General features: G+C 69.4%; 12 protein-coding genes. 10 read left to right on the forward strand and 2 right to left on the reverse strand.

Annotated elements, in window-relative coordinates; translation table 11 throughout:
- Positions 1–46: 46 nt before the first annotated feature.
- Positions 47–2551, forward strand: a complete 2505-nt coding sequence (locus tag FFI97_RS16220; RefSeq protein ID WP_139700148.1) for a DUF3772 domain-containing protein — start codon at positions 47–49, stop codon at positions 2549–2551.
- Positions 2552–2573: 22 nt separating this feature from the next.
- On the opposite strand, the gene FFI97_RS16225 is transcribed toward FFI97_RS16220, so the two are convergent.
- On the reverse strand, positions 2574–3044 hold the full coding sequence (locus tag FFI97_RS16225; protein WP_056578260.1) for an Lrp/AsnC family transcriptional regulator: 471 nt from the start codon (positions 3042–3044) through the stop codon (positions 2574–2576).
- A 225-nt stretch (positions 3045–3269) separates the two neighbouring features.
- Here FFI97_RS16225 and FFI97_RS16230 point away from each other — a divergent pair, with 225 nt between their 5' ends.
- The 4 genes from FFI97_RS16230 to FFI97_RS16245 all read left to right on the forward strand — a co-directional run bounded on the left by FFI97_RS16230 (position 3270) and on the right by FFI97_RS16245 (position 6536).
- A complete protein-coding gene (locus tag FFI97_RS16230; RefSeq protein ID WP_174250233.1) occupies positions 3270–4247 on the forward strand; it encodes an ABC transporter substrate-binding protein in 978 nt (325 codons plus the stop codon).
- An 80-nt stretch (positions 4248–4327) separates the two neighbouring features.
- Positions 4328–5224: an ABC transporter permease gene (locus tag FFI97_RS16235; protein ID WP_062474491.1), complete on the forward strand. Its 897-nt coding sequence runs from the start codon at positions 4328–4330 to the stop codon at positions 5222–5224.
- Complete coding sequence (locus FFI97_RS16240) at positions 5224–6018, forward strand: ABC transporter ATP-binding protein (protein WP_062474493.1); 795 nt, start codon at positions 5224–5226, stop codon at positions 6016–6018. The genes FFI97_RS16235 and FFI97_RS16240 overlap by 1 nt, the downstream gene beginning before the upstream one ends.
- Positions 6018–6536, forward strand: a complete 519-nt coding sequence (locus FFI97_RS16245; RefSeq protein ID WP_139700146.1) for a GNAT family N-acetyltransferase — start codon at positions 6018–6020, stop codon at positions 6534–6536. Before FFI97_RS16240 ends, FFI97_RS16245 begins: the two co-directional genes overlap by 1 nt.
- A gap of 10 nt (positions 6537–6546) precedes the next feature.
- Here FFI97_RS16245 and FFI97_RS16250 read toward each other — a convergent pair whose 3' ends face one another.
- Positions 6547–6825, reverse strand: coding sequence for a hypothetical protein (locus FFI97_RS16250; RefSeq protein ID WP_139700144.1), 279 nt, complete (start codon positions 6823–6825; stop codon positions 6547–6549).
- Positions 6826–6936: 111 nt separating this feature from the next.
- Here FFI97_RS16250 and hemA point away from each other — a divergent pair, with 111 nt between their 5' ends.
- The 5 genes from hemA (at position 6937) to FFI97_RS16275 (ending at position 12024) form a co-directional block, all read left to right on the forward strand.
- The gene (hemA, locus tag FFI97_RS16255) at positions 6937–8208 is read left to right on the forward strand and encodes a glutamyl-tRNA reductase (protein ID WP_139700143.1); all 1272 of its coding nucleotides are present in this window, start codon (positions 6937–6939) and stop codon (positions 8206–8208) included.
- Between the two features lie 105 nt (positions 8209–8313).
- A complete protein-coding gene (gene prfA, locus FFI97_RS16260) occupies positions 8314–9402 on the forward strand; it encodes a peptide chain release factor 1 (RefSeq protein ID WP_062474498.1) in 1089 nt (362 codons plus the stop codon).
- Positions 9402–10250, forward strand: a complete 849-nt coding sequence (gene prmC / locus FFI97_RS16265) for a peptide chain release factor N(5)-glutamine methyltransferase (RefSeq protein WP_139700141.1) — start codon at positions 9402–9404, stop codon at positions 10248–10250. The genes prfA and prmC overlap by 1 nt, the downstream gene beginning before the upstream one ends.
- A gap of 32 nt (positions 10251–10282) precedes the next feature.
- Complete coding sequence (gene grxD / locus FFI97_RS16270; RefSeq protein WP_062474501.1) at positions 10283–10612, forward strand: Grx4 family monothiol glutaredoxin; 330 nt, start codon at positions 10283–10285, stop codon at positions 10610–10612.
- A 92-nt stretch (positions 10613–10704) separates the two neighbouring features.
- Positions 10705–12024 (forward strand): hemolysin family protein, encoded by a 1320-nt coding sequence (locus tag FFI97_RS16275; RefSeq protein WP_070063609.1) that lies wholly within the window; start codon positions 10705–10707, stop codon positions 12022–12024.
- Positions 12025–12036: the final 12 nt, after the last annotated feature.

The following is a 12036-nucleotide window of genomic DNA, read 5'->3' on the forward strand; positions in this document are numbered from 1 at the left end:
CATTTCTTACCCGTTCTTACGTCATGGCGGCTTCTATGATGCGGCCATGAATCGGACCTCTCGCCTGGCGGGCCTGTGCCTTCCCGCCCTCCTGGCTCTGTGGGCCCTGCTGACGTGCGGCGGCGCCTTCGCGCAGCCGGACGCCAGCATGAACGCAGGCAACGGCAACCCCAACAACAGCGCCAACACCGCGGCGGCCGCCGCCCCGCCCCCCACCATCGCGGAGCTGCGCGCGCAGTTCGCCCGGATCGCCCCTTCGGGCAAAGCCAACGCCACGGTCGTTCCGGGCGCCGAAGACGACGCACGCAAGCAGCTCGCGCAGATCAACGAGATCGGCGTGCAAGCCGACAAGTTCGTCGCCGCCCGCACCGGCGAGCTGGCCGACCTGAACGCGCGGCTCGGCGAACTCGGCAACCCGCCCGCCGCTGGCGCCACCGAAGACCCCAACATCACGCGCCAGCGCGCGCAGCTGACCAAGGAGCGCAATGCGCTCGATGCGGACATCCGCCTGGCCAAGCTGCTGGCGATCGACGTGCGCCAGCGCGGCACCGACGTGGTGTCGCAGCGGCGCCAGCAGTTCGAGGCCGAGCTCACCAGCCGCGCCGCCTCGCCGCTCGGCAGCGAGTTCTGGGACGACCTGCGCGACGCCTGGCCCGACGATTTCGAACGGCTGCAGGCGATCGGGGCGGCGCTCGGCGACGGCTTCGATCAGGCGCTGCAGCCTGAAAGCCGCACGCCGGTGATCGCCTCGTTCATCGGCGCGCTGCTGCTCGCATGGCTCGGCGTCTGGGCCGCCGAGCGCGGGCTGGCGCACCTGGCCACGCGCGTGCTGCCGGCCGGGCGGCTGCGCCGCTCGCTGCTGGTGATCGCCATCGTCGCCACGCACGTGCTGCTGGTCGCCGTGGCCGCGCACGGCGTCGTCGAAGTGCTCAAGGCGCACGCCACGTGGGACGCGCAGGCGCGCAAGGCGCTGCAGTCGGCGGCGCAGACGCTGACCTTCATGGCGTTCATCATCGGCCTGGGGCGCGGGCTGCTGGCCACCGGGCGGCCGTCGTGGCGCCTGCCGGCCATTCCCGACCTCACGGCGCAGCGCCTGTCGGCACTGCCGTGGCTGGTGGCGCTGGTGGCCGCGCTGGCGTGGACGCCCGCCGAACTCAACGCGCTCATCGATGCCAGCTTTGCCGCCGTGGTCACCACGCACGTGGCGACGGCGCTGCTGCTCACCGCGCTGGTCGGCACCGTCGTGTACCGACTGAAGGCGCTGCGCGCCGACGCACCCGACGCCGGCCTGCCGGAACGGCCGATGTGGGTCGGGGTGCTGGTGGCGCTGATCGTGGTGCTGGTCATCACCATCTGGGTGCTGGTGGCCTTCGGCTACGTGGCGCTGGCGAGCTTCCTGGCCTCGCAGCTCACCTGGAGCGGCATCGTCGCGGCGGCCTTCTATGTGCTGTTCAAGTTCGCCGACGACCTGTTCATGGCCGTGGTGTCCTCGCGCAGCGCCTCCGGCCAGCGGCTGCAGAAGAGCTTCGGCCTGGCGCCGCAGACGCTGGACCAGGCGGCCACGGTGCTCTCGGGCCTGAGCCGCGTGGCGCTGTTCTTCTACATGCTGGTGGCGCTGGCCGCGCCGCTGGGCACGGGCCCGGGCGAGGTGTTCCAGCGCGGCGGCAAGCTCGGCACCGGCGTGAAGGTGGGCGAGTTCCAGCTGGTGCCGGGCGCGATCCTCAGCGCCGTGGCGGTGGCGGTGATCGGCTTCATCGTGCTGCGGGTGTTCAAGCGCTGGCTCTCGCGCAGCTACCTGCCGAGCACGCAGTTCGAGCCGGGCATGCAGAGCTCGATCACCACGCTGCTGGGCTACGTGGGCGGCATCCTGGTGGTGGCGTTCTCGCTGTCGGCGCTGGGCATCGGCATCGAGCGCATCGCGTGGGTGGCGAGCGCGCTGTCGGTGGGCATCGGCTTCGGCCTGCAGGCCATCGTGCAGAACTTCATCTCGGGGCTGATCCTGCTGGCCGAGCAGCCGGTGAAAGTAGGCGACTGGGTGGTGCTGGGCACCACCGAGGGCGACGTGCGGCGCATCAACGTGCGCGCCACGGAAATCCAACTGGGCGACCGCTCGACGCTGATCGTGCCGAACTCGGAGTTCATCACCAAGACCGTGCGCAACATGACGCTGGCCAACGCCGAGGGCCGCGTGCTGATCCGCCTGCCCATGCCGCTGACCACCGACGCGCAGCGCGTGCGCGAGCTGATCCTCGAGGCCTGCCGCGCGCACGAGGGCGTGCTGGAAACGCCGGCGCCTTCGCTCACGCTCGAAGGCATCGAGAACGGGCTGCTGATCTTCCAGGCCATCGCCTACGTGCCGAGCCCCCGGCTCGCGGGCGGCGTGCGCAGCGACCTGCTGTTCACGATCCTCGATGCGCTCAAGCAGGCCGACCTGCCGCTGGCCACGCCCACGACGCTGGTGATGGCGGCGCCCGCGCCGGTGCTGCCCGCCGAGCCGTCGCCGGCGCCCGCCACGCCGGCGTCTCCGCTGCCGGGCACCACCAGCACCTGAAGCGCCTGTTGCGCCCGCTGCCCTATTCGAGCGGCAGCGCCCCCGTGCACTTGATCTCGTTCAGGCACACGCTGGAGCGCACGGCCGACACGCCCGGCATGTGCATCAGCGTGTGCATGAGGAACTGCGACAGCGCCTCCAGGTCGCGCGCGACCACCTTGAGCACGTAGTCGAAGTCGCCGGTCACCGAGTAGCACTCCAGGATCTGGCGCATGTCGGCGATCAGGTCCTGGAACTTGGGCAGCTCGTCGACGTGGCCGCGCGCCATCGTGACGTGGATGAAGGCGATCACGCCCAGCCCGATGTGGCGCGCGTTGAGCCGCGCGGCGTAGCCGCTGATCAGCCCCAGTTCCTCGAGCCGCCGGTGGCGCCGCAGGCACTGCGCGGGCGACAGCTGGGCCACCTCGGCCAGGTCCAGGTTGGACGCGCGACCGTGCGCCTGGAGGTGGTCCAGAATCCGCCGATCGGTCCGGTCGAGTTCGATGATCTGCAATTTCGTATCCCCATACGCATCAATGATGCAATTATGTTTCCTAAAGCGGGGAAAGCCCGAGGCATTCATGCACCTTAATTGTGCAAAGTACGATCTAGACTTCGACGCGCCCGGACGGCGTTGCGCCACGCCGGGCCGCTAAATTGCGCGCCCTGGTGCTTTGTCGGTGCCTTGCCGGCGGCTTCGAACGCACCCACACCCCTTTCCCCACCCGGAGACCCTTACGTGAAAAACGCTTTGCTTCGCACCCCCTTCAGCGCCGTGGCCCTGGCCCTCGGCGTGCTCGCCGCCGCACCGGCGCTGGCCGCCGACAAGTCGGTCGCCGTGACCGCCATCGTCGAGCACCCGGCACTGGACGCCGTGCGCGACGGCGTGAAGGAAGAGCTGAAGGCCGCCGGCTACGAAGCGGGCAAGAACCTCAAGTTCACCTACCAGAGCGCCCAGGGCAACGTGGGCACCGCCGCCCAGATCGCCCGCAAGTACGTGGGCGATGCGCCCGACGTGATCGTCGCCATCGCCACGCCGTCGGCGCAGGCGACCGTGGCCGCCACCAAGACCATTCCCGTCGTGTACTCGGCCATCACCGACCCGGTGGCCGCCAAGCTGGTGAAGAACTGGGAGCCCTCGGGCACCAACGTGACCGGCGTGTCCGACCTGTCGCCGCTGGAGAAGCACATCGACCTGATCAAGAAGGTCGTGCCGAACGCCAAGCGCGTCGGCGTGATCTACAGCCCCGGCGAAGCCAACTCGGTGGCCATCGTCGAGTCGCTCAAGAAGGCCGCCTCGGCCGCCGGCATGACGGTGGTCGAAGCCGCCGCCGCGCGCACGGTCGACGTGCCCACCGCCGCCCAGAGCCTGGTCGGCAAGGCCGACGTGATCTACACGCCCACCGACAACAACGTGGTCTCGGCCTTCGAGGGCATCGTGAAGGTGGCCCAGCAGGCCAAGCTGCCCGTGGTGGCCGCCGACACCGCCACCGTCGAGCGCGGCGCCGTGGCCGCGCTGGGCCTGAACTACACCGACATCGGCCGCCAGACCGGCAAGATCGTGGTGCGCATCCTCAAGGGCGAGAAGCCCGGCACCATCGCCTCGCAGACCAGCACCAACTTCGAGCTGGTGGTGAACCCCGGCGCGGCCAAGCTGCAGGGCGTGACCCTGTCGGACGCGCTGCTGAAGTCGGCAAAGGTCGTCAGCACCAAGTAAACGCCGCCCCGGCGGGCCTTCCGCTCCCGGCGCAGGCCGGGCGCCGGGGCCCGCCGACTGCGCTCCCGCCGGAAGCCCCCATGTCCCTCATTGCTTCGCTGGGCGCCATCGAGATCGGTCTGATTTTCGGACTGGTCGCGCTGGGCGTCTTCATGTCGTTTCGCATCATCAACTTTCCAGACCTCACGGTGGACGGCAGCTTTCCGCTGGGCGCCGCCGTGGCCGCGACGCTCATCGTCGCAGGCTGGAACCCCGCCGCCGCCACGGCCGTGGCCTGCGTGGCCGGTGCCGCCTCGGGCTGGCTCACGGCCTGGCTCAACGTCAAGCTGAAGATCATGCAGCTGCTCGCGAGCATCCTGGTGATGATCGCGCTGTACTCCATCAACCTGCGCGTGATGGGCAAGCCCAACGTGGCGCTCATCACCGAACCCACGGTGTTCAGCATGGTCAGCTTCGGCGGCATGCCCGAGCAGTGGGCCAAGCCGCTCTTGCTGCTGATCATCGTGATCGCCGCGAAGATCGTCGTCGACCTGTTCTTTGCCTCCGAAGCAGGCCTGGCGATGCGCGCCACCGGCGGCAACGCGCGCATGGCGCGGGCCCAGGGCATCTCGACCGACTTCCAGACCATGGCGGGCCTGGCGCTCTCCAATGCGCTGGTGGCACTGGCCGGCGCGCTGTTCGCGCAGAGCCAGGGCACGGCCGACATCTCGATGGGCGTGGGCACGATCGTGATCGGCCTGGCCGCCGTGATCATCGGCGAGACCCTGCTGCCCGCGCGCAGCATGGTCATCACCACGCTGGCCTGCGTGCTGGGTGCGCTGCTGTACCGCTTCTTCATCGCGATGGCGCTGAACACCGACTTCATGGGCCTGCAGGCGCAGGACCTGAACCTGGTCACCGCCGTGCTGGTGGCGTTCGCGCTGCTGGTGCCCGCCTACAAGCGCAAGCTGGGCGGACTCTTCAAGGGGAAGAACTGATGCTGCGCGCGCAACAACTCGAAATCACCTTCAACCCGGGCACGCCGATCGAGAACCGCGTGCTGCGCGGCCTGAGCCTGGACATTCCGACCGGCCAGTTCGTCACCGTGATCGGCTCCAACGGCGCGGGCAAGTCGACCTTTCTCAACGCGATCAGCGGCGACCTGATGGTCGACAAGGGCCGCATCGACATCGACGGCAAGGACGTGACGCGCCTGAACGCCTGGCAGCGCTCGGGCATGGTGGCGCGCGTGTTCCAGGACCCGATGGCCGGCACCTGCGAGGCGCTGACCATCGAGGAAAACATGGCGCTGGCGTGGAAGCGCGGCGAGCGGCGCGGCTTCGGCTTCTCGCTCAACCGCAATCTGCGCGAGCTGTTCCGCGAGAAGCTGTCGATCCTGAAGCTGGGCCTGGAAAACCGTCTGGCCGACCGCATCGGCCTGCTCTCAGGCGGCCAGCGCCAGGCCGTGAGCCTGCTGATGGCGTCGCTGCGGCCCTCGCGCATCCTGCTGCTGGACGAGCACACGGCCGCGCTCGATCCGAAGACCGCCGCCTTCGTGCTGGAGCTCACCGCCAAGATCGTCGAAGGCAGCCAGCTCACCGCGATGATGGTCACGCACAGCATGCGCCAGGCGCTGGACTACGGCACGCGCACCGTGATGCTGCACGAAGGCCAGGTGATCCTCGACGTGGCCGGCGACCAGCGCGCGGGCCTGGACGTGCCCGACCTGCTGCGCATGTTCGAGCAGACGCGCGGCGAGAAGCTGGACGACGACAAGCTGCTGCTGGCCTGATGGACGCGACGCCTTCCGCTCTCCTCGTGCGCGACATGCGCGCGGACGACCTCGACGCGGTGCTGGCGATCCAGCTCGCCTGCTACGGCGCAGGGTTCGTGGAGGACGGCGTGCTCATCGCGCGGCGGCTGGCGGCCTCGCCGCACACCGGCTGGGTGGCCGAGCACGGCGGCGCCGTGCGGGCCTACCTGGCGGCCTACCCCTCTCAGCGCGGCAAGCTCACGCCGCTGCACGGCGATTTCGAGGTGGCGCCCGACGCCGACGCGCTGTACCTGCACGACCTGGCCGTGCACCCCGAGGCCTCGGGGCTGGGCCTGGGGCCGCGCCTCGTGCGCCATGCCTGGGCGCACGCGCTGCGCGCGGGCTGGCGGCATTCGACGCTGGTGTCGGTGCAGGCTTCGGTCGGGTTCTGGGAACGCCAGGGCTATGCGGCCACGGTGCCGGCCGACGACCTGCAACAGGCCCGGCTGGCGACCTACCCCGGGGACTCGGTCTACATGGCCCGCCGGCTGGACTGAGCAGTCCGGCTCAGCGGCCCCAGCCGCGCATCGCGAGCCACTGCACGGTGCCGCAGACCACCGCCAGTGCGGCATAGGTGGCCATCGAGCCGTCGCGGCCCGTGAGGATCAGCCCGGCCAGCGAGGTCAGCAGGCCGGCCCCGAAGGTGATCGCCCATTGCTTCCACCAGTGCGGAATGCCGGTGCGCGGGCCGCCGAGGAAGCGCCCGACCGCCACCAGCACCAAGGCGATGAAGGCCGCCGGTGCCGCAAAATTAAGCAGGTGGTTGAAGAGATCCAGCAGGTCCATGAGGGGCTGTGAGTGAGCGCAAGGCCATGTGGCGGCGCATATGGCTGTCATAGGGAAAGCCATTTGCCCCTCGGCAAACCTCGCCCGGCTGCTGATTTTATAATCATGGACATGTCAGTCTGGGCTCTCGGCTTGAACCACACGACCGCGCCGCTCGATCTGCGCGGTCGTTTCGCGTTCGCGCTCGACCAGATCGCCCCGACGCTGCACAGCCTGCGCAGTTCTTTTGGCAGCAGCAGCCACCCGCAGGTCGAGGCCGCGATCATCTCGACCTGCAACCGCACCGAGATCTACTGCGCCTCCGAGCACATCGCGCTCGACCACACCTTCGGCTGGCTGGCCCAGAGCGGCGGCGTGGCCCCCGCCCTGCTGCGCTCGCACGCCTACACCCTGCACGACGACGAAGCCGCGCGCCATGCCTTCCGCGTGGCCAGCGGGCTCGACTCCATGGTGCTCGGCGAGGCCCAGATCCTCGGCCAGATGAAAGACGCCGTGCGCGCGGCTGAAACCGCCGGCGCGCTCGGCAGCACGCTCAACCAGCTGTTCCAGCGCTCGTTCGCGGTCGCCAAGGAAGTGCGCACCGCGACCGAGATCGGCGCCCACTCGATCAGCATGGCCGCCGCCGCCGTGCGCCTGGCCGGCCAGCTGTTCGAAGACCTGCGCAAGACCCGCGTGCTGTTCGTCGGCGCGGGCGAAATGATCGACCTCGCGGCCACGCACTTCGCGGCCAAGGAACCCAAGGCCATCGCCATCGCCAACCGCACGCTGGAGCGCGGCGAAAAGCTGGCCTCGCGCTTCGGCGGCGAAGCCATGCGGCTGGCCGACCTGCCGGCGCGGCTGGCCGAGTTCGACATCGTCATCAGCTGCACCGCGAGCACGCTGCCGATCATCGGCCTGGGCGCCGTGGAGCGCGCGCTCAAGGCTCGCAAGCACCGCCCGATGTTCATGGTCGACCTGGCCGTGCCGCGCGACATCGAGCCCGAAGTGAAGGCGCTTGAGGACATCTACCTGTACACCGTGGACGACCTCGCCCAGGTGGTGCAGCAGGGCCAGGCCAACCGCCAGGCCGCCGTGGCGCAGGCCGAGGTCATCATCGACGCCGGCGTGCAGAGCTTCATGCACTGGTTGGGCCAGCGCGGCACCGTGCCGCTGATCCAGCAGCTCAACGCGCAGGCCGACGAATGGCGCGCCACCGAAATGGCCCGCGCGCGCAAGCTGCTGGCCAAGGGCGAATCGATTGATGCAGTGCTCGAGGCCATGTCGCGCGGCCTCACGCAGAAGATGATGCACGGCGCCATGGCCGAGCTGCACGCGGGCGATGCCGCCTCGCGCGAACAGACGGCGCAGACGCTGTCGCGCCTGTTCCTGCGCAAAGAGCGTTAGCGACGACGCGCGTCGATGGCCCGCCCGCCGCGCGGGCCGCGCTTTTCATGCGCCCTGCCGCTGCACTGCGGCGTTCCCCTCCCCCTTTTTCGAGCCCCTTCCGTCGTGAAATCCTTTCTGCGCCACCAACTCGAACGCTACGTCCAACGCCTGGGCGAGCTCGACTTCCTGCTCTCGCGCGAAGACATCATGAGCGACATGGCGCAGTACCGCACCATCTCGCGCGAGCATGCCGAGGTCACGCAGATCGCCGGCCGCTACGAGCGCTTCAAGCAGCGCGAGGCCGACATCGCGGGCGCCCAGGAGATGCTCGACGACCCCGACATGGCCGAGATGGCTAAAGAAGAAATCGCCGGCGCCGAGGCCGAGCTGGTGCAGCTCGAAGACGAACTCCAGCGCCTGCTGCTGCCCAAGGACCCCGACGACGCACGCAACGCCTTCATGGAAATCCGCGCCGGCACGGGCGGCGACGAGTCGGCCCTCTTCGCGGGCGACCTGCTGCGCATGTACACGCGCTACTGCGAGCGCGCCGGCTGGCGCTGCGAGGTGGTGAGCGAAAGCGAGAGCGAGCTCGGCGGCTACAAGGAAGTGGTGATCCGCATCGTCGGCGACGACGTCTTCGGCCACCTGCGCTTCGAATCGGGCGGCCACCGCGTGCAGCGCGTGCCCGCCACCGAGACGCAGGGCCGCATCCACACCAGCGCCTGCACGGTCGCCGTGCTGGCCGAGCCCGACGAGACCGTGGCGGTGCAGATCAATCCGGCCGACCTGCGCATCGACACCTACCGCGCCAGCGGCGCGGGTGGCCAGCACATCAACAAGACCGACTCGGCCGTGCGCATCACCCACATCCCGACCGGCATCGTGGCCGAATGCCAGGACGACCGCAGCCAGCACCGCAACAAGGCGAAGGCGCTGCAGGTGCTGTCGGCGCGCATCCAGGAGAAGGAGCGCAGCGAGCGCGCCGCCAAGGACGCCGCCATGCGCAAGGGCCTGATCGGCAGCGGCGACCGCTCGGACCGCATCCGCACCTACAACTTCCCGCAGGGCCGGCTCACCGACCACCGCATCAACCTCACGCTCTACAAGCTGCTCGCCATCATGGAAGGCGACCTGGGCGACGTGCTCGAGGCGCTGCGCGCCGCGCGCGAGGCCGAGCAGCTGGCCGAACTCGAATCGAGCCTGCCCGCGTGATGACCGACACCACCGCACCGCCCACCGTGGCGCAGGCGCTGGCCGCGGCCATGGCCCTGGGCATCGACCGCCTCGACGCCCAGCTGCTGCTGCTGCACGCGCTGGGCCGCCCCGTGAACGACCGCGCCTGGCTGCTCGCGCACGACACCGACCCGTTTCCCGGCGAGGCCTGGCCCGCGTTCGCGCGCCAGCTGTCGCGCCGCACGGCGGGCGAGCCGGTCGCCTACCTGCTGGGCGAGAAGGAATTCCATGGCCTGCAGTTGCAGGTCGATGCCCGCGTGCTGGTGCCGCGCCCCGACACCGAAACGCTGGTCGAATGGGCCCTGGCCTGCCTCGACGGCCGCCCCGCCCCGCGCGTGCTCGACCTCGGCACGGGCAGCGGCGCGATCGCGCTGGCGCTGCAGCATGCGCGCCCCGACGCGCAGGTCGACGCGGTCGATGCCAGCGCCGACGCGCTCGCGGTGGCCCGGGCCAATGCGCAGCGCCTGGGCCTGCCGGTGCGCTTCACCGAATCGAGCTGGCTCGACGGCGCCGCCGACGGCTACGCGGTCATCGCCAGCAACCCGCCGTACATCGCCGCCGGCGACCTACACCTGCCCGCGCTGCGCCACGAGCCGACCCGCGCGCTGGTCGCCGGCGCCGACGGCCTGGACGACATCCGCCAGATCGTGCGCGACGCGCCCGCCCACCTGGCCGACGGCGGCTGGCTGCTGCTGGAGCACGGCCACGACCAGGCCGAGGCGGTGCGCCAGCTGCTGGCCGAACGCGGTTTTGCCGAGGTGCAAAGCCGTGACGACCTCGCCGGCATCGCGCGCTGCTCCGGCGGCATCTGGCGCACGGTGAAATAATCCCCCCAGCCCACTTTTCTTCAGGAGTCCCCATGTCCGACGCTCAACAACGCATCGACGACCTCGTCAAGTCCAACGAACTCGTGCTCTTCATGAAGGGCAACGCCAGCTTCCCGATGTGCGGTTTCTCGGGCCGCGCCATCCAGATCCTCAAGGCCGTGGGCGTCGACACCAAGACGCTCAAGACCGTCAACGTGCTCGAAGACGACGGCATCCGCCAGGGCATCAAGGAATACAGCAACTGGCCCACCATCCCCCAGCTCTACGTGAAGGGCGAATTCGTGGGCGGCTCCGACATCATGATGGAGATGTACGAGTCGGGCGAACTGCAGCAGGTGATCGGCGGCGGCGCGTCCGCCTGAGCCCTGCGCTCCCTGCTTGACGGGCGCCGCGCCCCGCGCGCGCCCGAACCCGGTGCCAGTCATGGCACCATGGCGGTCTACGACGTGCCGCCATGACCCTCACCCAAAGCCTGCTCATCATCGCGCTGCTGATCGCGATGAGCGCCTTCTTCTCCCTCGCTGAAATCTGCCTGGCCGCCTCGCGCCGCCTGCGTCTGCGCCAGATGGCCGACGAGGGCGATCCGCGCGCGGAAAAGGTGCTGCGCGTGCAGGAGCAGCCGGGCCACTACTTCACCGTGGTGCAGATCGGCCTGAACGCGGTGGCGATCCTCGGCGGCGTGGTGGGCGAAGGCTCGCTGAGCCCGTATTTCGCCCGCTTCTTCGAGAACTGGCTCAGCGTGGAGGTGGCGGCCAACATCGCTTTCCTGTGCTCGTTCGTGATCGTGATCGCGGTGTTCCTGGTGTTCGCCGACCTGTTCCCCAAGCGCCTGGGCATGAGCGCACCCGAGCGGCTCGCGGTGCGCATCGTCGGGCCGATGCTGCTGCTGATCACCGCCTTCAAGCCGCTGGTGTGGTTCTTCACGCGCGCGACCGACCTGCTGTTCAAGGTGCTGGGCATGCCGATGGCACGCGACGACAAGATCACCTCGGCCGACATCCTGGCCATGACCGAGGCCGGTGCGCAGGCCGGCGTGCTGGCGGCGCGCGAGCAGCAGGTGATCGCCAACGTGTTCGAGCTCGACACGCGCCTCGTCAGCAGCGTGATGACCGCGCGCGAGAGCATCGCCTGGTTTTTGCACGACGACCCCGAGTCGGTGCTGCGCGCGCGCATCGTGGCCGAGCCCTATTCCGCCTACCCGGTGTGCGACGGCGACATCGACCACGTGCTGGGCTACGTGGATGCCAAGGACATGTTCCAGCGCGTGCTCAGCGGCCAGCCGCTGGCCTTCGACCAGGGCCTGACGCTGCACAAGGCGCTGGTGATTCCCGACCGGCTCTCGCTCACCGAGGTGCTCGAGCAGTTCCAGCAGGCGCGCGAAGACTTCGCGATCATCGTCAACGAGTACAGCCTGGTGGTCGGCGTGATCACGCTCAACGACGTGATGAGCACGGTGATGGGCGACCTGGTGTCGACCTCGACGCCCGAAGAAGAGCAGATCGTGAAGCGCGACGAGAACTCATGGCTCATCGACGGCATCACGCCCATCCAGGACGTGCAGCGCGCGCTGCACATCGACGAGCTGCCGCACGCCGAGGAATACGAGACGCTGGCCGGCTTCCTGATGGTGATGCTGCGCCGCGTGCCCAAGCGCACGGACAGCGTGACCTGGGGCGGCTACACCTTCGAGGTGATGGACGTCGACAGCTATCGCATCGACCAGGTGATGGTGACCAGGGGCTCGGCGACCGCCAAGGCCGTGGTCGCCGACTGAGCAACCGCGGCT

It is taken from the genome of Variovorax sp. KBS0712 (assembly GCF_006323185.2).
GTDB lineage: Bacteria > Pseudomonadota > Gammaproteobacteria > Burkholderiales > Burkholderiaceae_C > Variovorax > Variovorax boronicumulans.

What these genes read in the sequence shown, in the direction of transcription:
- FFI97_RS16220 (WP_139700148.1), top strand. Translation starts at nt 47, where the DNA reads ATGAATCGGACCTCTCGCCTGGCGGGCCTGTGCCTTCCCGCCCTCCTG.
- FFI97_RS16235 (WP_062474491.1), top strand. Translation starts at nt 4,328, where the DNA reads ATGTCCCTCATTGCTTCGCTGGGCGCCATCGAGATCGGTCTGATTTTC.
- FFI97_RS16240 (WP_062474493.1), top strand. Translation starts at nt 5,224, where the DNA reads ATGCTGCGCGCGCAACAACTCGAAATCACCTTCAACCCGGGCACGCCG.
- FFI97_RS16245 (WP_139700146.1), top strand. Translation starts at nt 6,018, where the DNA reads ATGGACGCGACGCCTTCCGCTCTCCTCGTGCGCGACATGCGCGCGGAC.
- FFI97_RS16250 (WP_139700144.1), bottom strand. Translation starts at nt 6,825, where the DNA reads ATGGACCTGCTGGATCTCTTCAACCACCTGCTTAATTTTGCGGCACCG.
- hemA (WP_139700143.1), top strand. Translation starts at nt 6,937, where the DNA reads ATGTCAGTCTGGGCTCTCGGCTTGAACCACACGACCGCGCCGCTCGAT.
- prmC (WP_139700141.1), top strand. Translation starts at nt 9,402, where the DNA reads ATGACCGACACCACCGCACCGCCCACCGTGGCGCAGGCGCTGGCCGCG.
- grxD (WP_062474501.1), top strand. Translation starts at nt 10,283, where the DNA reads ATGTCCGACGCTCAACAACGCATCGACGACCTCGTCAAGTCCAACGAA.
- FFI97_RS16275 (WP_070063609.1), top strand. Translation starts at nt 10,705, where the DNA reads ATGACCCTCACCCAAAGCCTGCTCATCATCGCGCTGCTGATCGCGATG.